This window comes from Kitasatospora sp. NPDC050463 (genome assembly GCF_040655255.1).
In the GTDB taxonomy this organism is placed as follows: Bacteria; Actinomycetota; Actinomycetes; order Streptomycetales; family Streptomycetaceae; genus Kitasatospora.
Genome location: NZ_JBFAJO010000009.1, coordinates 84,994 through 106,691 on the forward strand (window position 1 = coordinate 84,994; position 21,698 = coordinate 106,691).

The following is a 21,698-nucleotide window of genomic DNA, read 5'->3' on the forward strand; positions in this document are numbered from 1 at the left end:
TGTGAGCTCCTAGGGTCGTTCCCAGCCGAACCGGACCACCCCAGGAGGTCTCCCATGAACGCCGTCCACCCCGAGCCCGCCGCCGGCGGCAACGCGTACAACCGCGGTGTGATCACCGAGTTCCGGGCCTCGGCCGGCGCGGTCGGCGGGTCCTTCGCGGGCACCCCGCTGCTGCTGCTCACCACCTGGGGCCGGCGCAGCGGCGAGCCGCGCACCACGCCGCTGGTCCACCTGACGGACGCCGGCCGCACCGTCGTCTTCGCCTCCAACGGCGGCGCCCCGGCGGACCCCGACTGGTACCGCAACCTGGCCGCCCGCCCCGAGGTCACCGTCGAACTCGGTGCCGAGAGCTTCCCGGCACTCGCCGTCCCGGTGGCCGACGAGAACTGGTACGAGGCCCTCTGGGCGGCCCAGATCGCCGCCCAGCCGTCGTTCGCCGCCTTCCGGACCCGGGCCGGCCGCGTCGTCCCGCTGGTGGAGCTGCGCCGCGCGGCAGGCTGACGCGCGAACGCCGGTGCCCCGGACTCCACGGAGTCCGGGGCACCGGCGTTCGAAGGCCCGGTCGGGCGGGCCGTCAGATGTGGACGGCCGGGCCGGCCTCGGCGCTGCCGCGGCGGGCGAGCAGTCCGAGCAGGGCGGCGGCGAAGGCCACCACGGAGGCCACCGAGAAGGCGAGCGACATACCGCTGAGGAAGGACTGGTGGACGGCGCCGGCCATCGCGTCGACCACCTCCGCCGGGGTGCCGGCCGGGGCGGGCGGGGCGAAGCCGAGCTGGGCCGCCTGCTTGAGGCCCTCGGCCTCGGCGCCCTGGACCGGCGGCAGTCCGGCCCCGGCCCACTTGCCGGGCAGCACGTCGCCGACCTTGGCGGCCATCAGCGCGCCCAGCGCGGCCGTGCCCAGGCTGCCGCCGACCTGCATCGCGGCCTGCTGCAGGCCGCCGGCCACCCCGGAGAGCTCCATCGGCGCGTTGCCGACGATCACCTCGGTGGCGCCGACCATGACGGGGCTCATGCCCAGGCCCATCAGGACGAACCAGAGCGACATCACTCCGGCGCCGGAGCCCTCGTCCAGGGTGGACATCCCGAACATCGCCACGGTGGTGATCAGCATGCCGGCCACGATCGGGATCCGCGGCCCGAGCCGGCCGATGGCCAGGCCCGCCACCGGTGAGCCGACGATCATCATGCCGGTCATCGGCAGCAGGTGGACGCCGGCCTCGACCGGCGACATCCCGTGGACGTTCTGCAGGTAGAAGGTCACGAAGAAGATCGCGCCGAAGAACGAGAAGGCCATCAGCACCATCAGCAGGGTGGCGGCCGACAGCGGGACGGAGCGGAACAGGCCGAGCGGGATCAGCGGCTCGCGGGCGACCCGCTGCCAGAACGCGAAGGCCGTCATCAGGACCACCGCGCCGCCCAGGAAGAGCAGCGTGGAGACGTCGCCCCAGCCCCACTCGGGTGCCTTGATGATGCCGAAGACCAGCGCGAACATCGCCAGCGAGAGCAGCACGATGCCGGGGACGTCGAAGGACTTGGCCGCCTTCTCGGCCCGGACGTCCCGCAGGATCCAGAGGCCGAGGGCCAGCGTCAGCAGGCCGACCGGGATGTTGATGAAGAACACCGACTGCCAGCTGACGTGCTCGACCAGCAGGCCGCCGACGATCGGACCGGCCGCCGAGGACGCGCCGATCACCCCGCCCCAGATGCCGATCGCCATGTTGAGCTTCTCGACCGGGAAGGCCCCGCGCAGCAGGCCGAGCGCGGCCGGCTGGAGCAGCGCGCCGAACAGACCCTGCAGGACGCGGAAGGCGATCACCGTCTGGATGTTGCCCGCGAAGGCGATCGCGGCCGAGGTGGCGGCGAACCCGGCGGCGCCGACCAGGAAGGTCCGCTTGTGGCCGAAGCGGTCGCCGATCTTGCCCGCGGTGATCAGGAAGACCGCGAGGGCGAGCAGGTAGCCGCTGGTCACCCACTGGATCTCGGACGGCGCGGCCTTGAGGTCGGCCTGGATGACGGGGTTCGCGATCGCGACGATGGTGCCGTCCAGGGCGACCATCATGACGCCGACGGCGACGGTCAGCAGGGTCAGCCAGGGGTGCCCCTTCAGACCGCTCCCGGACGATGACTCGGGCTGCGGCGGATCGTCCGCCTTGGCGCTCTTGACGACGGACTGACTCATCTGGGGCCCTCCGGGGGCATGGCAGCGAACAGACGTGGTCGTGGCGCCCCGGCCCACCCGTCCCCACGAGTTACCCGGCCTGGGGGCGCCACGCTCCGCAGATTATGTCAGTCACTGACATCTGGCAAACTCTGCCGTGTTACTGAGGCTGACATTTGTCAGCCCGCTAGACTCGTGCACCAGTACCACCCCCCGCATCGCCGTCCGGAAGGCCCCCGCCATGGCCGCTCAGCGCTCGCCCCTCGCCACCGCCCCGGCCGCCCGGCCGGACGATGGCGCCGGCCCAGGCCTGCGCGAGCGCAAGAAGCAACAGACCCGGGACGCCCTGATCGAGGCCGCCCACCGGCTCTTCTTCAGCCAGGGATTCGCCGGGACGACGGTGGACGAGATCGCCGCCGCCGTCGACGTCTCGCAGCGCACGTTCTTCCGCTACTTCGCCAACAAGGACGAGGTCGCCCTCGCCGTCATGGCCGATGCCGAGGACTACTTCATCGACCGGCTGCGGGCCAGGCCCGCCGAGGAGAACCCGCTGGAGGCCCTGCGCGCCGCGATCGTCGAGTCCTGGCGCGAGCTCGGCTCCCGGCACACCGGGCCGGGCTCGGTCACCAGCGCGCTGGAACTGATGCGGATGATCGAGGACACCCCCACACTGCTCGCCGCCCATCTGCGCCGGGTCACCGAGCAGGAGCGGGTGGTGGTGCAGGTGCTCGCGGCCCGCGAGGGCCTCGACCCGGCCGAGGACCTGCGCCCCGCCGTGATGGCCGCGGTCTTCGGCAGCGTGCTGCGCGCGGCCCACCTGTCCTGGAGCGCCGAGTGCGAGGAGTCCGGCCCGGAGGACATGATCTCGCTGATCACGCGCCACTTCGACCAGCTCGGCCCCGCCCTGGCCGGCGACTGGCGGCACTAGGACGGGCCCCGGGGCCGCCGGGTCATACCGGAGTACTACGGCGAAGCCCGGTCCCCGGTCCGACGCCCGGCGGCACGGGCCGCCCTAGGCTGACGGGATGATCGATCAGCCCACCGGGCCGACCCGGGGCGGCCTGCTGCCCGGTCTGCTCGCCCCGCTCACCCGCCCGTCCACCGACCACACCCCGCTGCTGGCCCATGCCGCCAGCCGCTGGGCCCGCTGGCTGCCGTACGTCCTCGCCCTGTCGGCGGTGTCCTCCCTGCTGCCCAGCGGGATCAACGTCCTGGCGGACGACTACGGGCTCAACGTCGGCCTCGCCGCGGGCCTCGCCGTCGCCCAGACCGTGCCGCTGCTGCTCGCGCTGAGTCGCCCGCTGCCCGCCTGGTGGATGATCGGCGCCGCCGACCTGCTGTCCTCCCTCCTGATCCTCACCACCGGCCGGGACACCTCCTCCGCCTGGCCGTGGCCGGTCACCGGCCTGGTCGGCTATGTGCTGCTGATGCTCCCGCTCGCGCTCCGCGAGCGGCGGCGCACCCTGCTCTCGGTCTGGCTCGCCACCTGCGCCGCCAGCCTCGCACTGTCGCTGCTCGGCGTGGGCGGCGGCTTCGGAAACGACAACAGCCTGCTGGCGGTGGCCCTGACCGGAGCCGTCCTGGTGCTCGGCGGCGCCCTGCGGGAACGGGCCGAGGCCCAGCGGCTGCTCGCCGAGCAGGAACACATCAGCGAGGCCGAGCGCGAGCGCCGCACCCTGCTGGAGGAGCGCGCCCGGATCGCCCGCGAGCTGCACGACGTGGTCGCCCACCACATGTCCGTGATCGCCGTCCAGGCGGCCAGCGCCCCGTACCGGATCGCCGGTGTCCCGGCCGAGGCGGCCGAGGAGTTCACCGCCATCGCCGGCACCGCCCGCGACTCGCTGTCCGAGATGCGCCGGCTGCTGGGCGTGCTGCGCAGCGAGGACTCCGGCGGGGAGAAGGCACCGCAGCCCGGGATCGGACAGCTGGCCCAGCTGGTCGAGACGGTCGGGCGGGCCGGGGTACCGGCCGAGCTGGCCGTCCCGCCGGAGCTGGCCACCGCCCTGCCGCAGGCCGTCGACCTCTCCGTCTATCGGATCGTCCAGGAGGCGCTGGCCAACGTCGTGCGGCACGCGCCCGGCGCCGAGGCCTGGGTGTCCCTGACCGTCGACGGCCCGGCCCTGCTGGTCACCGTGGTGAACGGCGCCCCGCCCGCGCGCACCGCGTCGCTGGAGGCCGCCGCCGAGGGCACCGGCCACGGGCTGGTCGGGATGCGGGAACGCGTCCGGCTGCTGGATGGGAAGCTGGACACCGGCCCGCTGCCCGACGGCGGCTTCAAGGTGGCCGCCGTCCTGCCGATCGACACTCCCCGGGAGACCACCGCATGACCATCCGCGTGATCATCGTCGACGACCAGGCGATGGTGCGGGCGGGCTTCGCCGCCCTGCTGGGCGTCCAGAGCGACATCGACGTGGTGGGCGACGCGGCGGACGGCGCGCAGGCCCTGGAGGTCTGCGGCCGCACCCACCCCGACGTCGTCCTGATGGACGTCCGGATGCCCGGCATGGACGGCCTGGAGGCGGCCCGCCGACTGCTCGACCCGGCCGTCCCCGGCGCCCACCGCCCCAAGGTGCTGATGCTGACCACCTTCGACGTGGACGACTACGTGTACGAGGCGCTGCGGGCCGGGGCCAGCGGCTTCCTGCTCAAGGACGCACCGCCTGCCGACCTGATCGCCGCCGTGCGAGTGGTCGCGGCCGGCGACGCGCTGCTCGCCCCGTCGGTGACCCGGCGGCTGATCGAGGACTTCGCCCGGGCCAGGCCGACCCGGCGCCGGGACCCCAAGCTGCGACTGAACGGCCTCACTCCGCGGGAGACCGAGGTGCTGGAGCTGATCGCCCGCGGCCTGTCCAACCAGGAGATCGCCGCCGGGTTGGTGCTCGCCGAACAGACCGTCAAGACCCACATCGGCCGAATCCTCGCCAAGCTCGACCTGCGCGACCGCGCCCAGGCGGTGGTGCTGGCCTACGAGTCCGGCCTGGTGACGCCCGGTCAATGACCGCCCGGCGGCCGCCGGTGCCATCCCGGACCGGCCGGTCCGCCCTCTGATACCCGGGTAGCACCCGGGAGTTGGCCCCGCGGTGTGACGTCCGCGGGGCCGCCGCATTTCTACCTTCCTCTCCGTCGACACCCGACGGACAAGGGAGAACACGGACATGCGGCAGCCTCGCTCCGACCACAGGCCCCGGCGTTTCGCACGTGCGGTCGCCGCCGCCGCGGTGGCCCTGGCCGCCGTCCTGGGCGCCGGCGGATGGGTCGCCGACACCCAGCGCGCGATCACCGGCCCGCCGCCCGGCAGCGCCGCCTGGGTCGCCGACACCGCTCTCGGCCTCCGGCCGCCCGACCCGGCCACCGCCTCCCCCGCCGCGGTGGCCGCCTTCTTCGAGCAGCTGCCGCCCGCCGGTCAGGACGCGCTGGCCGTCCGCCACCCGCTGGTGGTCGGCAACCTCGACGGCGCCCCCGTCCGCCTCCGCTACCGGGCCAACGCGCTGGCCCTGGCCGAGGAGCGCGGACGCGAAGTCGCCCGCGCCACCGACCCGGCGCTCACCCCGAAGGACCGGGCCGCCGCCCGCGGGCGCGCCGAGCGCTACCGCACCCTGCTCGACGGCGGCCGGCAGATCCTCGCGTTCGACCCGCGCGGTCGCGGCCTGGTCGCCGAGGTCCACGGCGACCTGACCGCCGCCGGCCGGACGGCCGTCGTCGTCCCCGGCTCGGACATCGACCTGCTGAGCTTCGACCGGCCCACCGACCCGTACGGCACCCCGACCGGGATGGCCCGCGCGCTGTACGACGCCACCGGCCGGCAGAGCGCCGTGATCGCCTGGGCCGGCTACACCACCCCGGTCGGCCTCGGCCCGGACGCCGCCACCGAGACCCTCGCGCGGGCCGGGGCGCAGCGCCTCACCCGGCTGCTGGACGGACTCGCCGTCACCACCCGCCCGGCGGCGCCCGCCACGGTGTTCTGCCACAGCTACGGCTCGGTGGTCTGCGGCCTGGCCCGCCCCGGTCCGGAGCAGGCCGCCGGCCTGGTGGTGCTCGGCTCCCCCGGCATGGGCGTCGGCTCGGCCGCCGACCTCGATCCCCGGGTGCCGCTCTGGGCCACCGAGCGCAACGGCTCCGACTGGATCGGCAACGTGCCCAACGTCTCGCTGCTCGGCCTCGGCCACGGCGCCGACCCGACCGGCCCCGGCTTCGGCGCCCGCCCGCTGCCCGCCACCGGCTCCCACGGCCACACCGGCTACTTCGCCCCCGGCACCGCATCCCTGGCGGCCTTCGCCACCCTCGCGCTCGGCCGCTGAAGCCGGCCACCCCGCCGGGCCGCTTAAACCCGGCCGCCGAACCCCGGCCCCGCCCGCCACCTCCCGAGGAGCAACGCCATGGCCCACCCGCTGACCGCCCTGCGCCGCGCCGCGCACCAGGTCGACGCCCGCACCCCCGAGACCCGCGACCGCGCCCTGGACGGACTGCGCGCGCTCGCCCTGCTCGCCGTCCCCGTCGGCCACTGGCTGCTCGGCGGCTTCACCCTCTCCGCCGACGGTGCGCTGCACAACGCCAGCCCGCTCGCCTCGCTCGGCTTCTTCGCGCCGGTCAGCTGGGTGCTCCAGATGCTCGGTGTGTTCTTCCTGGTCGGCGGTCACTCCTCGGCCCGCTCACTGGAACGGGCCCGCGCCCGGGGGGTCGGTTACGCGGGCTGGCTGCGCGGCCGCTCGGTGCGGCTGCTGCGGCCGGTCCTCGGGGTGGCGGCCGTCTGGGCGCTGCTGATCCCGCTGTTGGGCCGGCTCGGTGTCCCGGGCGACACCGTTCGGACCGGTTCGGTGCTGGTGGTGCAGCCCCTCTGGTACATCGCCGTCTACCTGGGGCTGACCGCGCTGACCCCGCTCGGCACGGCCGCCGCCCGGCGGCTGCGCGGCTGGTCGGCGGGCGTCCTGGCGGCCGTGGTCGCCGTGGTCGACCTGCTGCGGTACGGCCCGTGGGCGGAGGCGGTGCCGTCCTGGGTCGGGCTGCTGAACATCCTTCCGGGCTGGCTCTTCGGCTACCAGCTGGGCGTGCTCTGGGCCCACGGGCGGCTCGGCCGCCCGGCCGCGCGACTGCTGCTGTTCGGCGGTGGCGCGCTGTTCGCCGCGCTGCTGCTGGTCTTCCACTACCCGGCCAGCATGGTCGGCGTGCCCGGCGCCGAGCGGACCAACTCGCACCCGCCGTCCCTGCTGGTCCTGGCCCTGGCGGCGGTGCAGTGCGGCGCCGCGGTACTGCTGCGGGAGCGGTTCGGCCGGCTGCTGCGGCGTCCGCTGCTCTGGCTGCCGGTGGTGGCGGTCAACCTCTCGGCGATGACGATCTTCTGCTGGCACCAGAGCGCGATGCTGGCCGTCGCGGTGCCCGGCGCGGCCGCCTTCGGCACCGTGCCCGGCCTGACCGGCGCACCGGACTCGCCGGCCTGGGTGGCCGCCCGGGTGGCGCTGCTTCCGCTGTTCGGCGCTGTCCTGATCGCGATCGGGTGGTTCACCCGCCGGTTCGACGGCCCCTGGACGGCGTTCTCCCGCACCTGGAAGGCGGTGGCCGGCGCCGGCGCGGCACTGTTCGCCGCGTACGCGCTGGGCGTGGTCTGAGCCGGGATCTCTCAGGGGGATTGACGGGGCGTGAGCTGCTGCGGCGCACGCCCCGTCCGGCGGCGACACGCTCCTGTCGAAGCGGTGCATCCGCATGCGAACCACCACGCACTGTGATGTCCTGTGACCGTCGGCAACTATCGGTACGCCCGCGCCCGCCCACGGCCGGGGCCGTCCGCGCGTCCGCCCACCCCGTCTCCCCCCATATCCCGTTCCGAGGAGTCCCATGTCCCTGTCCCCACCGCGGCCGCGTCGCCGGCCGCGGGCCCGCCGCCGGCTGTCCGTCGTCGCCACCGCCGTCGTCTGCGCGCTGACCACCGGCACCGTCCTGACCGCCGCCACCCCGGCCGCCGCCCTGGTCCTCGCCCACGGCGGCGCCGACGACGAGCTGACCCCGCACGTCACCTCACCCCGGGTGCTGGCCGAGATGCGGGACGACGAGGTCGCGGCGCTCGGTCAGGAGCACGCCGAGGAGCACGCCCGCATGCGGGCGGCCGTCCGCGGCATCGGCGACTACCCGCAGACCACCCGGACCAACCGGCTCAAGGCGTTGACGGACTCCCAGACCAGCACCAACGCCGGCTTCGACCCGACCCTCTTCGGCGCGTTCAAGCAGTACTTCCCCTCACCCGACTTCGGCGACCACATCGCGCTGCTGCCGACCGGCAAGGTCCTGGTGTTCTCGTTCGAGCGGATCGAGACCAATCCGGAGAAGGAGCCCGCGCCGACCCAGACCACCGGCAAGGAGAACGCCGGCCGGGCCTTCCTCTGGGACCCGGCGAAGGGCTACGGCACGGACGCCTTCAAGCAGGTCGCCCCGCCGATCGTCGACATGCCGGACGGGCTGCACGAACCCCGGCCGGCCCCGTTCTTCTGCTCCGGCCACTCGTTCCTGCCCAACGGCATGCTCGGCGTCTTCGGCGGCAACCTGGGCGGCAACGGCGGCACCGGCGCCAAGCTCTCACTGATCTTCGACCCGTGGACCGAGACCTGGACCAAGAACCCGGACATGTCGGTCGGCCGCTGGTACCCGTCCGTGGTGACCGGCGCCGATGGCCGCCAACTGATCATGTCCGGCCAGTCCGAACTGGGCTGGGGAACCCCGACCCCGGTGGTCGAGCGCTTCCCCGCCAAGGGCTACCCGGTGCCCTCGCTCAAGACCGAGATCCCGAAGAACACCCCGGTGGACCGGTTCAAGGCGGACGCTCCGTTCAGCCTGGACTACCCGCACCTGTTCTCGCTCAACGACGGCAACATCTACGGCTTCGGCCGCCAGGCCGACGAGCAGTGGAAGTTCGACCCGGTCGCGGAGTCCCGCAGCGACCTGGCACCCCGCCCGGACGGCCGCAAGCGCAACTACGGCTCGGCCGTCATGCTGCCGAGCGGCCCGAACGGCCCGGACTCCGCGCTGGTCCTCGGCGGCGACCGGGACAACCCGAGCACCCTGCGCTTCTCCAACGGCAGTTGGACCGCCGAGAAGTCGCGCGCGTTCGGCCGCACCCAGGACGACACCATCCTGCTACCCGACGGCAAGCTGCTGACCGTCAACGGCGCGTACGACATCCGCGACTACGGCAACGGCCCCTACAACCCGAACGCCGACCTCAAGTACCGCCAGATCGAGCTGCGCGACGCCCAGGGCAACTGGAAGCTCGGCCCGGTCCAGCGGCTGCCGCGCGGCTACCACTCCAACGCCGTGGTCCTGCCGGACGGACGCGTCATGGTGACCGGTGACGAGCTCCAGCAGCTCGCCAACAATCCGGACGTCAACGGCACGGTGAGCGGCATCCCCGGTACGACGGGCCCCGTCACCATGAACGGCACCATCGAGATCTACGAGCCGAACTACCTGCACCAGAGCAACCGGCCCTCGCTCGACCGGGCCCCCACCACACCGGTCGGCTACGACAAGAAGTTCCTGGTCACCACATCGACGCCGGAGCGCGCGGCCAAGGCCGTCCTGCTGGCGCCGACCACCGCGACCCACTCGGTCAACACCAGCCAGCGCCACATCGAGCTGCGGCTCAGCAGCCGGGCCGGCAACCGGCTGGAGTTCCAGGCGCCGCCGGACGCCAAGGCGGCGCCCCCCGGCTGGTACATGCTCTTCCTGCTCAACGACCAGGGCGTGCCCAGCGTCGCGCAGTGGGTGCAGCTCAGCTCCTCGGCCTGATCACGGCCTCCCCCACCCACCTCACGGAGGAACCCCATGGCAACGGATCTGAGACTGCGCCAGAGCGATGAGATCCAGGGCGACATCATCGCCGGCTTCAAGAAGGACAACGTCACCCTGCTGTTCCTGAAGTTCGAGGACGCCGCCAGGGCCCGCGACTGGCTGCGCGGGCTCGCCCCGCAGATCGCCACCACCCGCCAGGTCGCCGACTTCAACGCGGCGTTCAGCGAGGCCCGCAGGTCCTCGGGCGGCGACGACCCCAGGACCCTCAAGGCCACCTGGCTGGGCGTCAGCCTCACCTACGAGGGCATGCGCCAGCTCTCCGCCACCGACCCGTTCGAGCAGGCCCCGCCGGTCGGCAGCGGCCTGGAGGCGTTCCGGGAGGGTTCGGCCAAACGGGCCGGCGCACTCGGCGACACCGGCGACAACTCCCCGGAGAACTGGCTCTTCGGCAACGGCCGGAACCAGGCGGTGCACGCCGTGCTGACGATCGCCTCGGACACCGAGCAGGACCTCGCCGCCACCGTCACCGCCCAGCGCGAGGCGGCCGCCGAGGCCAGGATCGTCATCATCTTCCAGCAGAACGCGAAGACCCTGCTGGGCAGCCGCCGCGGCAAGGAGCACTTCGGCTTCAAGGACGGCATCAGCGAGCCCGGCGTCCGCTTCTTCGACCAGCCCAGCGCGGGCAACGAGGAGGAGGTCGACGGCCACCCGGGCACCCGGATCATCCCGGCCGGCGAGTTCGTCGTCGGCGAGCAGCCCGCCCCCGGCAGCTTCACCGACTTCCCCGCGTGGGCCCGCAACGGCTCCTTCCAGGTCGTCCGCCGGCTCTCCCAGGACGTCCCCGGCTGGTGGTCGCAGGTCTCGGTCAAGCTGAAGGAGCTCAAGCAGGCCAAGGCCGTCCCGGACACCGCCACCACCGAATGGCTGGCCGCCAGGCTGGTCGGCCGCTGGCGCTCCGGCGCGCCGGTCTGCAAGCACCAGGACCGCGACGTCCCGAACGACCCGAACGCCTCGTCGGACAACGACTTCGACTTCCGGGACGACCTGGAGGGCCTGGCCACCCCGCTCTTCTCGCACCTGCGCAAGTCCAGCCCGCGGGCCGGGCTGCAGGCCCCCGACCCCAGCCGGCCGCCGTTCGACGCCAAGGAGCTGGACGGCCGGCGGATCATGCGGCGCGGCGCGCCCTACGGGCATCCGTTCGACCCGGCCGCCGAGGGCCCCGGCGGGCCCGACGACCCGCGCGGCCTGCTCTTCGTCTGCTACCAGGCCGACATCGCCCGGCAGTTCGAATTCATCCAGGCCGACTGGATCGACCAGCCGGACTTCCCGCCCGGCCGCAACCCGGTACCCGGCAAGGACCCCGTGATCACCGAGGCCGACGCCGTCGACTTCGAGAGCCGCGGCCCGGACGGCGCGATCAAGCACACTCCGCTGAGCTTCCAGCAGTTCGTGCAGACCCAGGGCTCGGTCTACGCCTTCGCACCGTCCATCAGCACCCTCAAGGCCCTCGCCGAGGGGCGGCTCACCGGCCAATCGCAGGGCCAGCAGGGCGGCCAGGCCTCCCCGCAGCAGGGCAGGGGCTACCCGTGCGACGACTTCGTCGCCGTCCCGGACCAGTGGCGCCAGGGCGGGCAGAGCCAGTACTGGGCGTTCCACGGCGAGCAGTGCCGCCGGATCTCGGTCGAGGACGGCGCCTCGCACACCGACCGCTCGGTCGAGCGCGACGCCGCGCTGACCGGCTGGCCCTGCCTGCAGGGCATCGCGCGGATCGACTGCGTGCTGCCGATGCCCGATCTGCAGAACCCGTCCGGCAAGAGCTGGTACTGGGTGTTCCACAGCACCGGCGGCCGCCAGCAGTACCGGGCCGTCTCGATCACCTGCGGCGGCGGGAGCCACACCAACGCCGTGGAGCGCCCGGACCGCGACCTCTCGGCCTGGGGCTCGCTCGGCGGCGTCGACCGGATGGACTGCTTCCTCCCGGTGCCCGACCAGCAGCGGGTCGGCGGGAAGAGCTGGTACTGGGCGTTCCACAGCACCGGCGGCCGCCAGCAGTACCGGCTGATCTCGGTGGCGGACGGCGCCGCGCACACCGACGTCTGTGAGCGCACCGACCGCGAACTCTCCCAGTGGGGTTCGCTGGGCGGCATCACCAAGGTGGACTGCTTCCTGCCGGTGCCCGACTGCCAGCGGGTCGGCGGCAAGAGCGAGTACTGGGTGTTCCACGGCGAGGACTACCGCCGGATCTCGGTGGCCGACGGCAGCGGCCACCCGGACCGCAAGCTCACCGACGACCGCTCGTGCAGCGCCTGGAACTCACTGGCCTGAGCCGGGGACCCGTGCTCCCGGTCCGCGACGCGCGCCGGGAGCACGGGTGTCGGTCCCCTGCCCTACGCTGCCGCCATGGTGACGTTCGATGAGTTCCGCGCGATGGCGCTCGCCCTGCCCGAGGCCGTGCAGCAGCCCACCTGGGAGATCGAGACCCTGCGGGTCCGCACGAAGATCTTCGCGATGGGCTCGCCGGACGGCGCGAGCGTCAGCGTCAAGGCCTCTCCCGAGGAGCAGACCGAACTGCTCGCCGCCGCGCCCGAGGTGTTCTCGTACCCCCAGTACGTCGGGCGGCACGGCTGGGTGGGGATCCGGCTCGACCTGATCGACCCGGAGGAGCTGCGGGAGTTGCTGACCGAGGCCTGGCGGCGCACCGCACCGAAGCGCATTGTCAGGGAGTTCGACGCGACGCAGTCCCGGTGACGCCGAAAGGACGCCGGAGGTTCATGTGATCCATCCCACAGTTTGAGCGGGCCCGACACCGCGCCACTCCCCCTACGCTTACCCAGGGAAGTTGGCAGTCGTACCACCCTCCGGGCCCCGCCCGCAGAACGGTCACGGGCCCCTAGGGAGTTGACGCGATGCGCCGTCGGCGGTGGAAGCGTGTACTGATCGGTGCCTTCGCCGGGTGCGCCGTGCTCGCCGATGCCGGCGCCGCGGCGGCCCAGGCCGCCGCGTCCACCGAGCAGTTGGCGATCTCCACGCCACCGGCCGGCAGCGCCGCCTGGGTCGAGGACCACTCCTTCGACCGCTCCCTGCCCGACCCGGCCGTCACCTCGCCGGCCGCCGCCGCGGAGTTCTTCGCCTCACTGGCCCCCACCGAGCTGGACCGGCTGATCCAGGACTACCCGCTGGTGGTCGGCAACTTCGACGGCGCCCCGGTCGAGCTGCGCTACCGCGCCAACCGGATCGCCCTCGCCGCCGAGCGGGACCGCGCCCGGGCCCGCGCCGCCGACCGCGGCCTCGACTCCGACCTGCGCGCACTCGCCGTCTCCCGCGCCAACGACGTCGAACACCTGCTGGCCCCCGAGCGCCAGGTGCTGGCCTTCGACCCGCGCGGCCGCGGCCTGGTCAGCGAGGTCTGGGGCGACCTCACCGACGCCGACCGGATCTCCGTGGTGGTCCCCGGCTCCGACGCCGACCTCGGCCACTTCGACCAGGCGGCCGAGCCGCTGCGCTCCCCCGCCGGAATGGCCCGCGCGCTGTACGCCGAGGAGCGGCGGCAGTCGCCCGGCACCCGTACCGCGGTGATCGCCTGGACCGGCTACGTCACACCCTCCGGCCTCGGCCCGGACGCCGTCACCTCCCGGCTCGCCGACGTCGGCGCACCCCGGCTGGAGCGGCTGCTCGCCGGCCTCAAGGAGACCACCCGGCCGGACGCGCCGCCGTCGCTGCTCTGCCACTCCTACGGCTCGGTGGTCTGCGGCAACGCCGCCCCCGAGATCCCCCGGGCGGCCGCCTCGCCGTCCGACACCTCCGGGGTCACCGACCTGATGGTGTTCGGCAGCCCGGGCATGGGCGTGCAGAGCACCGCCGAGCTCGGCACCGGCGTGCACGTCTGGGCCACCCGCAACGGCAGTGACTGGATCGGCAACGTGCCGTACCTGGAGGTCGGCGGGCTCGGCCACGGCGCCGACCCGACCTCGGCCGAGTTCGGCGCCGAGCAGATCTCCTCTGCCCGTTCCTCCGGCCACAACGGCTACTTCACCGAGGGCACCGACAGCCTGCACAACTTCGCGGCCATCTCGCTCGGCCACTACGAGGACGTGGTCCGGCCCGTTCCCGAGGCCTGAGCCCGCCGCGGTCCGCGGGTCAGTGCGGCTGGTCCTGGTAGAGCCGGACGGCCTCGGCGGCGCACCGGGCCAGCTCCCGCCGGGCGGCCGGCGGCGACAGCACCTCGACGTCCGGGCCGAAGGAGAGCAGCGCGCGGACGGCCGGCAGCGCCTGGAAGCCCATCGCGAGCTCGACCCACTCGTCCGGGGCCCCGGCGCCCGACTCGGGCGGCGGCGCCGTGAGCCGGCCGCCGTGGATCCGGACGAACAGGTCCAGCCGCCCGCGCCGCACCCGGACCTTCACCGGCACCTCCTTCGGCAGCCGCTCCACCTGCTCGCGCAGCACCGCCCAGAGGTCGCCCAGCCCCAGCCCCGGTCGCCGGCGCACCGGCTCCTCGGTGGCCTCGGCCACGAGTACCCGGTCGGCCCGGAACAGCCGGGGCTCACCGCGCAGATCGGCCACCAGGTACCAGACGGCGGCCTTGCTGACCAGGCCGTACGGGTCGACGACGTACTCGACCGGGGCCGGTGTGCCGCTGTGCCGGTAGCGCAGCCGCAGCCGGCGGTCGGCGAAGACGGCGTACTGCAGATCGCCGAGGTCCGGCCCGGCGGGTGCGCCGGCCTGCAACCAGCGGGCCGGGTCCACCAGGATCCGCTCGCTGATCCGCTCGGCGGCCGGGCGGTGCGGGGCGGGCAGCGCGGCCATCACCTTGCGCAGCGCCGAGCCGAGCGCGCCGTCCAGCCCGAGGTCGCTGTGCGCGCCCCGGGCGGAGAGCACGAACAGGGCCCGGGCCTCGTCGGCGGTCAGACCGCTGACATCGGTGCGGTAGCCGGGCAGCAGGGCGATCCCGCCGTGTCGGCCGCGCTCGGTGTAGACCGGCACGCCGGCCGACGAGAGCGCCTCGACGTCGCGGTAGATGGTGCGGACCGACACCTCCAGGCGCTCGGCCAGTTCGGTGGCGGACACCTGGCCGCGGGTCTGGAGCAACAGCAGGATCGAGAGCAGGCGGTCGGCCTTCATGGAAGGAGAGGGTTCCAGAAAACATGACGTTGGTTGTCAGGTTTTACCGGGAGATTGCCTCCAGAGAGCCCAACCCCCTTCGCATCGATGGAGCAGATTCCGTATGGACACCACCCAGGACCCCCGCCCGCTGTACCTGCTCGCCCTCGGCCAGTTGGAGAAGCTGATCGCCGAGGTGACCCCGCAGGCGCTGGGGCGCCCCACCCCGTGCACCGAGTACGACCTGCGCCAGCTGCTCAGCCACGTGGTCGGCGGCGTGCACCGGCTCGCCTACATGGGCGAGGGCGGCCGGGCGGAGGACGTCGTGGCGGCCACCGACGAGCTGGCCGACGACGCCTGGCCGGCCGCCCTCGGCCGGGCCCGCGCCCGGGCCGTCGCCGCCTGGGCGGACGACGCGAAGCTGGACCGCCCCACCGTCGCCCCCTGGGGCGAGGTGCCCGGCCGGGCCGCGCTGGGCGGCTACGTGATGGAGGCGGTCACCCACTCCTGGGACATCGCGCGAGCGCTCGACAGCCGCCTCGCCCTCGACGAGCAGCTGGCACTGACCGCGCTGGCGATCGCCGAGGCCGTGCTGCCGCCCGAGTCCCGCGGCGGTCCGGTCCCGTTCGGCACGGTGCGGCCCGCGCCGGCCGATGCCGATGCCTACACCCGGCTGGCGGCCTGGCTGGGTCGCGCGGTCTGATCCCCGGCGCCGGGAGGGGCGGGCGCCCCTCCCGGCGGGCCGAGCCGGGCGGCGGGGAGTGCCGGGAGAGTCATGCGCTCCGCTCCCTTGTCCGCGGGGCGTCCGCCGGCTCGTCGCCCTCCGCCGGTCCGCCGCGGTCGGCGATCTTCCCGGCGTACAGGTCGATCTTGTAGTCGATGACGGCGAGGGTGGCGTGCAGGTCGGCGATCCGCTGCCGGACCTCTTCGCGGTGGGCGAGCAGCAGGTCGCGCCGGTCCTCCATGGTCCGCTCGCCCCGGCGGGCCAGCTCCACGTACCGGAGCATGTCGGCGACCGTCATGCCGGTCAGCCGCAGCCGCCCGAGGAAGGCCAGCCGGTGCAGGTCGGCGTCGCGGTAGCGGCGCTGGCCGGAGGCGGCGCGGTCGACCGGGTCGAGCAGGCCGATCCGCTCGTACCAGCGCAGCGTGTGGGCGGTCAGCCCACTGGCCGCCGCCACCTCGCTGATGGTGTGCCGAGGGGTCCGGTCCGGCTCGCCGACCGGCGTGTTGAACACGTCGGAGCAGCTCCGTAGGTCGACGTGGATCGGTGCGAGCCTGGCCATGATCATTACCCCCGGTGGTGAGCGTTGACGACGACGCTAGTGAGTTGGAGTGCACTCCAAGCAAGCCTGCCATCCGGGTACTCCCGACACCCGGATCCGGCCGCCCGTTAGAGTCGGCGCCATGGAGAGCTTGCGGATGATCGAGACCTGGCCGGTGCCCAACGCCGCGACGGTGGTGGTACGGGGCGCGGACGGCGCCGTCCTGGGCGGGCACGGCCCGCAGCAGCACCTGTTCCCGCTGGCGTCGGTGACCAAGCTGCTCACCTCGTACGCGGTGCTGGTCGCGGTCGAGGAGGGCGTCTTCGAATTGGACGACCCGGCCGGGCCGGCCGGCTCGACCGTGCGCCACCTGCTGGCCCACACCTCGGGCCTGGCCTTCGACGAGCACCGGGTGATGGCCGAGCCGGGCAACCGCCGGCTCTACTCCAACGCCGGCTTCGACGTACTGGCGCAGACCCTCCAGCAGGCCTCGGGCATCGAGTTCGGCCGCTACGCCGCCGAGGCCGTGTTCGAGCCGCTCGGGATGGACTCGACGCTGATCAACACCGCGCACAAGTCCCCCGCCGGCGCCGGTGGCCTCTCCACGGCGGCGGACCTCGCGCTGTTCGCGGCCGAGCTGCAGTCGCCCAAGCTGCTGGACCCCTCCACCCTGCGCGCGGCCACCCGCGAGGTCGCCTTCCCCGGGACGAGCGGTGTGCTGCCGGGCTTCGGCCACCGCCGGCCGAACGACTGGGGCCTCGGCTTCGAGATCCGGGACGGCAAGGCGCCGCACTGGACGGGCACCACCAACTCCCCGGCCACCTTCGGCCACTTCGGGCAGTCCGGCACCTTCCTCTGGGTGGACCCGGAGGCCGGCGTGGCCTGCGTCGCGCTCACCGACCGGGACTTCGGGCCGTGGGCCGCCGAGGTCTGGCCGGTCCTCGGCGACGCCGTCCTGGCCGAACTGCGCGGCTGAGCCCGGCGGGGCGGGCATCCGGGCCGGGCCCGCCGTCAGCCGTACGAGACCGGCGAGTGCATCTCCCAGAGCAGCAGGCAGGCGCCGTCCTCGCCGGCCGTCGGGTCGGCGAAGGCCTCGCCGGTGATCCGCACGCTGTCGCCGGGCACCATCGAGCGGCCGCCGCCCTGCGGCCCCGGCACCGTCCGGTACCCCAGCGAGCCGGCCGTCAGATGCGCGTACCGCCAGGCCGCGAGCGGGAGCCGGGGCAGCGGCTGCCAGGGGCCGGCGGTGACGAGCCAGAGCGCGGCGTCACCGCGGCGCAGCCGCAGGGCGTCCGTCCCGGCGTCCCGCTCCAGCCCGGAGGCGAGCAGCGTCAACCCTCCGTCCGCCGGTTCCACCCGGCGCAGCCCGTACACCGGGGGTGCGTCGAACACGTCCGGCTGGAGCCACATCTGGACGAAGCGGACCGGCCCGTCGGCGCCGCCGACGTTGCGCTCGGTGTGGCTGACGCCCGAGCCCGCGCCCAGGTACTGGAGCATGCCGGGGCGGACCACGCCGCTGTGGCCCCGGGAGTCCCGGTGCGCGAGGGCGCCCTCCAGGACCCAGGTGAGGATCTCGGTGTCCCGGTGCTTGTGCTCGTCGAACCCCGCCCCGGGGGCGAGCAGTTCCTCGTTGCAGGCGAGCAGCGCGCCGAAGTGGGTGTTCCTCGGGTCGTAGTGTCCGGCGAAGGAGAACGCGTGTCTGGTCTCGATGCCCTCCGCCGGGGTGGAGCGGTAGCGCTCGGAGGTACGGCGCAGGTCGGCGCGGGGGCGGGCGGGAGCGTCGGTCACGGGCCCCACGGTAGCGCGCTCCGAGGCTCGTTCCCGGGCCCGGCGGCGACACTGCCGCCCGGTCCGGCGACCGGGCGGCGCGCCCGTGCCCGAGCCGCCGGGGCACCCCCGGCGCCGTGATCGTGACGGTGGCCACCGTGCCACTGCGCCGGGGGGTGTGCACGAGCAGTCACTCCGGTGAGGCAGTCTTGTCCTTGTGCCAGCCGCCTCCGCGAACTCCAAGAACGATCCGACCGCCAAGCCCGACAGGAACGGGAAGAGCCCGACGCCCGGCTCCGGCCGCGACCGGCCCGGCCGGGCGGCGCCACGCCTGACCGCGCAGGAGCGCAGACTCGCGGCCGAGCGGGCCGAACGGCGGACCGCGACGCTCAAGCGGCTGGAGAAGTCCGCGGGCAAGCTGGCCACCGCCGCGATCGCGCGGATGGACGACCAGCTCGGCTGGTACCGGCGGATGCCGCCGGAGCACCGCTCCTGGATCGGCCTGGTCGCCCAGGCCGGCATCGCCGCCTTCACCGAGTGGTACCGCCACCCGGAAGCCCGGCAGGCGATCTCCACCGACGTCTTCGGCACCGCGCCGCGCGAGCTGACCCGGGCCATCACCCTGCGCCAGACCGTCGAGCTCATCCGCACCACCATCGAGGTGATGGAGGAGGCCATCGAGGAGGTGGCCTCCCCCGGCGACGAGTCGGACATGCGCGAGTCCGTCCTGGTCTACGCCCGGGAGATCGCCTTCGCCACCGCCCAGGTGTACGCCCAGGCCGCCGAGGCGCGCGGCGCATGGGACGCCCGGCTGGAGGCACTGGTCGTCAACTCGCTGCTCTCCGGCGACGCCGACGAGGGGGTGCTCTCGCGGGCCGCCGCGCTCGGCTGGGGCCAGCCGAGCCAGGTCCGGGTGGTGATGGGCAGCGCCCCGGACGGCGACAGCGAGCTGGTGGTGGAGGCGATCCGCCGGGCCGCCCGCTACGCCAAGCTGCACGTCCTGACCGGGGTGCTGGGCAAGCGCCTGGTGGTGGTGGTCGGCGGCGAGAAGGAGCCGGTGCACGCGGCCCGGGCCCTGATCGGCCAGTTCGCGCCGGGCCCGGTGGTGGTCGGCCCGACCGTGCCCGACCTGCTGTCGGCGACCCGTTCGGCACACGCCGCCGCCGCCGGCCTGCGGGCCTGCGCCGCCTGGCCGGACGCCCCGCGCCCGGCTCTGGCCGACGACCTGCTGCCCGAGCGGGCGCTCGCCGGGGACCAGGCGGCCCGCCGTCAGCTGGTGGAGGAGATCTACACACCGCTCGACGAGGCCGGTTCGGCACTGCTGGAGACCTTGAGTGTCTACCTGGAGCAGGCCTCCTCCCTGGAGGGAGCCGCCCGGATGCTCTTCGTTCACCCCAACACGGTGCGCTACCGGCTCCGACGTGTGACAGACGTCACGGGCTACGCTCCCTCCGACGTACGTTCGGCCTTCACGCTGCGTATCGCACTGGCGCTGGGCCGACTCGCCGCGGCCGGGGAGCAGAGTTGACCCCGATGTAGGGAACTGACAATCCCGGATGCTTTTCTTCGTTACCGTCGCCTACCCGCCCGCGGGCGCCTGGCGAGAGAGGGTTGAACCGTGCTCGTAATCGTCGCCCCTGGACAGGGTGCCCAGTCCCCCGGTTTCCTCAGCCCCTGGCTGGAGCTCGACGGTGTCACCGACCGCCTGCGCGGCTGGTCGGAGGTCGCCGGGCTCGACCTGGTGCACGCCGGCACTGAGGCATCCGCCGAGGAGATCAAGGACACCGCCGTCGCCCAGCCGCTGCTGGTCGCGGCCGGTCTGGTGACCGCCCGTGCGCTGTTCCCGGACGAGGACGGCGCCCGTGCGCTGGTCGGCGCCGTGGCCGGCCACAGCGTCGGCGAGATCACCGCCGCCGCCGGCGCCGGGGTGCTCTCCGCCCATGACGCGCTGACCTTCGTCCGTGAGCGCAGCCTCGCGATGGCCGAGGCCGCCGCCGCCACCGAGACCGGCATGCTCGCCGTCCTCGGCGGCGACCCGGAGGTCGTGGCCGCCAAGCTGGCGGAGCACGGTCTGACCCCGGCCAACAACAACGGCGGCGGTCAGATCGTCGCGGCCGGCACGCTGGCCCAGCTGGAGGCCCTCAAGGCCGATCCGCCGCCCGTCTCGCGGCTGATCGGGCTCAAGGTCGCCGGCGCGTTCCACACCGAGCACATGGCGCCCGGTGTCGAGCGGCTGGCCAAGCTGGCCCCGACCCTGGCGGTCGCGGACCCCAAGGTCGCCTACGTCTCCAACCGGGACGGCGAGGTCGTGACCGACGGCACCGAGGTGCTGAACCGCCTGGTGTCGCAGGTCTCCAACCCGGTCCGCTGGGACCTCTGCATGGAGACCCTGCAGCAGCTGGGCGCGACAGCCGTCATCGAGCTCGCCCCTGCGGGTACCCTCACCGGACTGGTCAAGCGCAACCTCAAGGGTGTGGCGACGCTTGCCCTCAAGACCCCCGCCGATCTCGACAAGGCCCGTGCGCTCGTCGCGGAGCACGGCGGTCAGGATCAGGAGACCAAGGCATGAGCCAGCCCCAGATCAAGCCCGTCACGGGCGCCCGGTACGCGCGCATCCACGGTGTCGGCGGCTACCGCCCGGTCCGGGTGATCCCGAACTCCGAGGTGCTGAACTGGATCGACTCCTCGGACGAGTGGATCCGCAGCCGCAGCGGGATCGCCGAGCGCCGTTGGGCCGGCCCGGAGGAGTCCGTCGCCGAGATGTCGGTGCAGGCCGCCGGCAAGGCCATCGCGCAGGCCGGGATCAGCCCCGACCAGATCGGCGGCGTGATCGTCGCGACCGTCTCGCACCTCAAGCAGACCCCCGCGATCGCGACCGAGATCGCCGAGCGGCTGGGCTGCGGCACCGCCCCGGCCTTCGACATCTCGGCCGCCTGCGCCGGCTTCGGCTACGGCCTGAGCCTGGCCGACGGCATGATCCGCGGCGGCAGCGCCGGGTACGTGCTGGTGATCGGCGTGGAGCGGCTCAGCGACCTGACCGACCGGTCGGACCGCTCGACCGCCTTCATCTTCGGTGACGGCGCCGGCGCCGCGATCGTCGGTCCGTCCGACACGCCCGGCATCGGCAAGGTCGTCTGGGGCTCGGACGGCTCCCAGAAGGACGTCATCTCGCAGACCCAGGCCTGGGACACCGCCTTCGGCAAGGAGGACGCCGTCAACGGCCTCGGCGAGGCCCACGACGACGGTCGCGGCAAGTGGCCGGCCCTGCGCATGGAGGGCCAGTCGGTCTTCCGCTGGGCGGTCTGGGAGATGGCCAAGGTGGCCCAGCAGGCGCTGGACGCCGCCGGGATCACCGCCGACCAGCTCGGTGCGTTCATCCCGCACCAGGCCAACATGCGCATCACCGATGCCATGATCAAGGCGCTGAAGCTGCCCGAATCGGTGCCTGTCGCCCGCGACATCACCGAGACCGGCAACACCTCCGCGGCCTCCATCCCGCTGGCGATGGAACGCATGCTGGAGAGCGGCGAGGCCCGCAGTGGCGACCTCGCGCTGATCATCGGGTTCGGGGCGGGTCTGGTCTACGCGGCAGCAGTCGTTACGCTCCCCTAGGCAACTTTCGCCTCACCCATCCGCAA

19 protein-coding genes are annotated in these 21,698 nt (G+C 73.7%); 15 read left to right on the forward strand and 4 right to left on the reverse strand.

The genetic code is table 11. The features are described from left to right. The first annotated feature begins 54 nt into the window (after nucleotides 1-54). Entirely contained in the window at nucleotides 55-501 is a 447-nt protein-coding gene (locus AB0J08_RS08195) for a nitroreductase/quinone reductase family protein (protein WP_360628812.1), read from the forward strand. 73 nt (nucleotides 502-574) lie between these two features. Here AB0J08_RS08195 and AB0J08_RS08200 read toward each other — a convergent pair whose 3' ends face one another. Further along, the gene (locus tag AB0J08_RS08200) at nucleotides 575-2,179 is read right to left on the reverse strand and encodes an MFS transporter (protein ID WP_360628815.1); all 1,605 of its coding nucleotides are present in this window, start codon (nucleotides 2,177-2,179) and stop codon (nucleotides 575-577) included. A 220-nt stretch (nucleotides 2,180-2,399) separates the two neighbouring features. On the opposite strand from AB0J08_RS08200, the gene AB0J08_RS08205 reads away from it, so the two are divergent. From AB0J08_RS08205 to AB0J08_RS08245, 9 genes are all read left to right on the forward strand, one after another. Further along, nucleotides 2,400-3,086: a TetR family transcriptional regulator gene (locus AB0J08_RS08205; RefSeq protein ID WP_360628818.1), complete on the forward strand. Its 687-nt coding sequence runs from the start codon at nucleotides 2,400-2,402 to the stop codon at nucleotides 3,084-3,086. Between the two features lie 97 nt (nucleotides 3,087-3,183). Beyond that, the gene (locus AB0J08_RS08210) at nucleotides 3,184-4,485 is read left to right on the forward strand and encodes a sensor histidine kinase (protein ID WP_360628821.1); all 1,302 of its coding nucleotides are present in this window, start codon (nucleotides 3,184-3,186) and stop codon (nucleotides 4,483-4,485) included. After that, on the forward strand, nucleotides 4,482-5,156 hold the full coding sequence (locus AB0J08_RS08215; RefSeq protein ID WP_360628824.1) for a response regulator transcription factor: 675 nt from the start codon (nucleotides 4,482-4,484) through the stop codon (nucleotides 5,154-5,156). Before AB0J08_RS08210 ends, AB0J08_RS08215 begins: the two co-directional genes overlap by 4 nt. Before the next feature lie 157 nt (nucleotides 5,157-5,313). Next, nucleotides 5,314-6,456 carry an alpha/beta hydrolase gene (locus tag AB0J08_RS08220; protein WP_360628826.1) on the forward strand — a complete coding sequence of 381 codons (1,143 nt, stop codon included), beginning with the start codon at nucleotides 5,314-5,316 and terminating at the stop codon, nucleotides 6,454-6,456. A 78-nt stretch (nucleotides 6,457-6,534) separates the two neighbouring features. Next, nucleotides 6,535-7,761 (forward strand): acyltransferase, encoded by a 1,227-nt coding sequence (locus AB0J08_RS08225; RefSeq protein WP_360628829.1) that lies wholly within the window; start codon nucleotides 6,535-6,537, stop codon nucleotides 7,759-7,761. A 226-nt stretch (nucleotides 7,762-7,987) separates the two neighbouring features. After that, on the forward strand, nucleotides 7,988-9,931 hold the full coding sequence (locus tag AB0J08_RS08230) for a galactose oxidase-like domain-containing protein (RefSeq protein ID WP_360628832.1): 1,944 nt from the start codon (nucleotides 7,988-7,990) through the stop codon (nucleotides 9,929-9,931). Between the two features lie 36 nt (nucleotides 9,932-9,967). After that, nucleotides 9,968-12,259, forward strand: coding sequence for a Dyp-type peroxidase (locus tag AB0J08_RS08235; protein WP_360628836.1), 2,292 nt, complete (start codon nucleotides 9,968-9,970; stop codon nucleotides 12,257-12,259). 75 nt (nucleotides 12,260-12,334) lie between these two features. Then, on the forward strand, nucleotides 12,335-12,682 hold the full coding sequence (locus AB0J08_RS08240) for an MmcQ/YjbR family DNA-binding protein (RefSeq protein WP_360628839.1): 348 nt from the start codon (nucleotides 12,335-12,337) through the stop codon (nucleotides 12,680-12,682). A gap of 158 nt (nucleotides 12,683-12,840) precedes the next feature. Beyond that, entirely contained in the window at nucleotides 12,841-14,052 is a 1,212-nt protein-coding gene (locus tag AB0J08_RS08245) for an alpha/beta hydrolase (RefSeq protein WP_360628842.1), read from the forward strand. Between the two features lie 19 nt (nucleotides 14,053-14,071). Here the strand turns inward: AB0J08_RS08245 and AB0J08_RS08250 are convergent, their stop codons facing one another. After that, entirely contained in the window at nucleotides 14,072-15,052 is a 981-nt protein-coding gene (locus tag AB0J08_RS08250) for a YafY family protein (RefSeq protein ID WP_360628846.1), read from the reverse strand. A 103-nt stretch (nucleotides 15,053-15,155) separates the two neighbouring features. Between AB0J08_RS08250 and AB0J08_RS08255 the strand changes: the two genes are divergently transcribed. Further along, nucleotides 15,156-15,734, forward strand: a complete 579-nt coding sequence (locus AB0J08_RS08255; protein ID WP_360628850.1) for a TIGR03086 family metal-binding protein — start codon at nucleotides 15,156-15,158, stop codon at nucleotides 15,732-15,734. 70 nt (nucleotides 15,735-15,804) lie between these two features. Here AB0J08_RS08255 and AB0J08_RS08260 read toward each other — a convergent pair whose 3' ends face one another. After that, nucleotides 15,805-16,320 carry a MerR family transcriptional regulator gene (locus AB0J08_RS08260; RefSeq protein WP_360628853.1) on the reverse strand — a complete coding sequence of 172 codons (516 nt, stop codon included), beginning with the start codon at nucleotides 16,318-16,320 and terminating at the stop codon, nucleotides 15,805-15,807. A 115-nt stretch (nucleotides 16,321-16,435) separates the two neighbouring features. Between AB0J08_RS08260 and AB0J08_RS08265 the strand changes: the two genes are divergently transcribed. After that, nucleotides 16,436-17,269: a serine hydrolase domain-containing protein gene (locus AB0J08_RS08265; protein ID WP_360628856.1), complete on the forward strand. Its 834-nt coding sequence runs from the start codon at nucleotides 16,436-16,438 to the stop codon at nucleotides 17,267-17,269. A gap of 35 nt (nucleotides 17,270-17,304) precedes the next feature. On the opposite strand, the gene AB0J08_RS08270 is transcribed toward AB0J08_RS08265, so the two are convergent. After that, a complete protein-coding gene (locus tag AB0J08_RS08270; protein ID WP_360628859.1) occupies nucleotides 17,305-18,081 on the reverse strand; it encodes a pirin family protein in 777 nt (258 codons plus the stop codon). Between the two features lie 310 nt (nucleotides 18,082-18,391). On the opposite strand from AB0J08_RS08270, the gene AB0J08_RS08275 reads away from it, so the two are divergent. The 3 genes from AB0J08_RS08275 to AB0J08_RS08285 all read left to right on the forward strand — a co-directional run bounded on the left by AB0J08_RS08275 (nucleotide 18,392) and on the right by AB0J08_RS08285 (nucleotide 21,672). Then, complete coding sequence (locus AB0J08_RS08275; protein WP_360629030.1) at nucleotides 18,392-19,588, forward strand: helix-turn-helix domain-containing protein; 1,197 nt, start codon at nucleotides 18,392-18,394, stop codon at nucleotides 19,586-19,588. A gap of 90 nt (nucleotides 19,589-19,678) precedes the next feature. After that, the gene (locus AB0J08_RS08280) at nucleotides 19,679-20,629 is read left to right on the forward strand and encodes an ACP S-malonyltransferase (protein ID WP_360628862.1); all 951 of its coding nucleotides are present in this window, start codon (nucleotides 19,679-19,681) and stop codon (nucleotides 20,627-20,629) included. Further along, nucleotides 20,626-21,672: a beta-ketoacyl-ACP synthase III gene (locus AB0J08_RS08285; RefSeq protein ID WP_360628866.1), complete on the forward strand. Its 1,047-nt coding sequence runs from the start codon at nucleotides 20,626-20,628 to the stop codon at nucleotides 21,670-21,672. Before AB0J08_RS08280 ends, AB0J08_RS08285 begins: the two co-directional genes overlap by 4 nt. Nucleotides 21,673-21,698 lie beyond the last annotated feature (26 nt).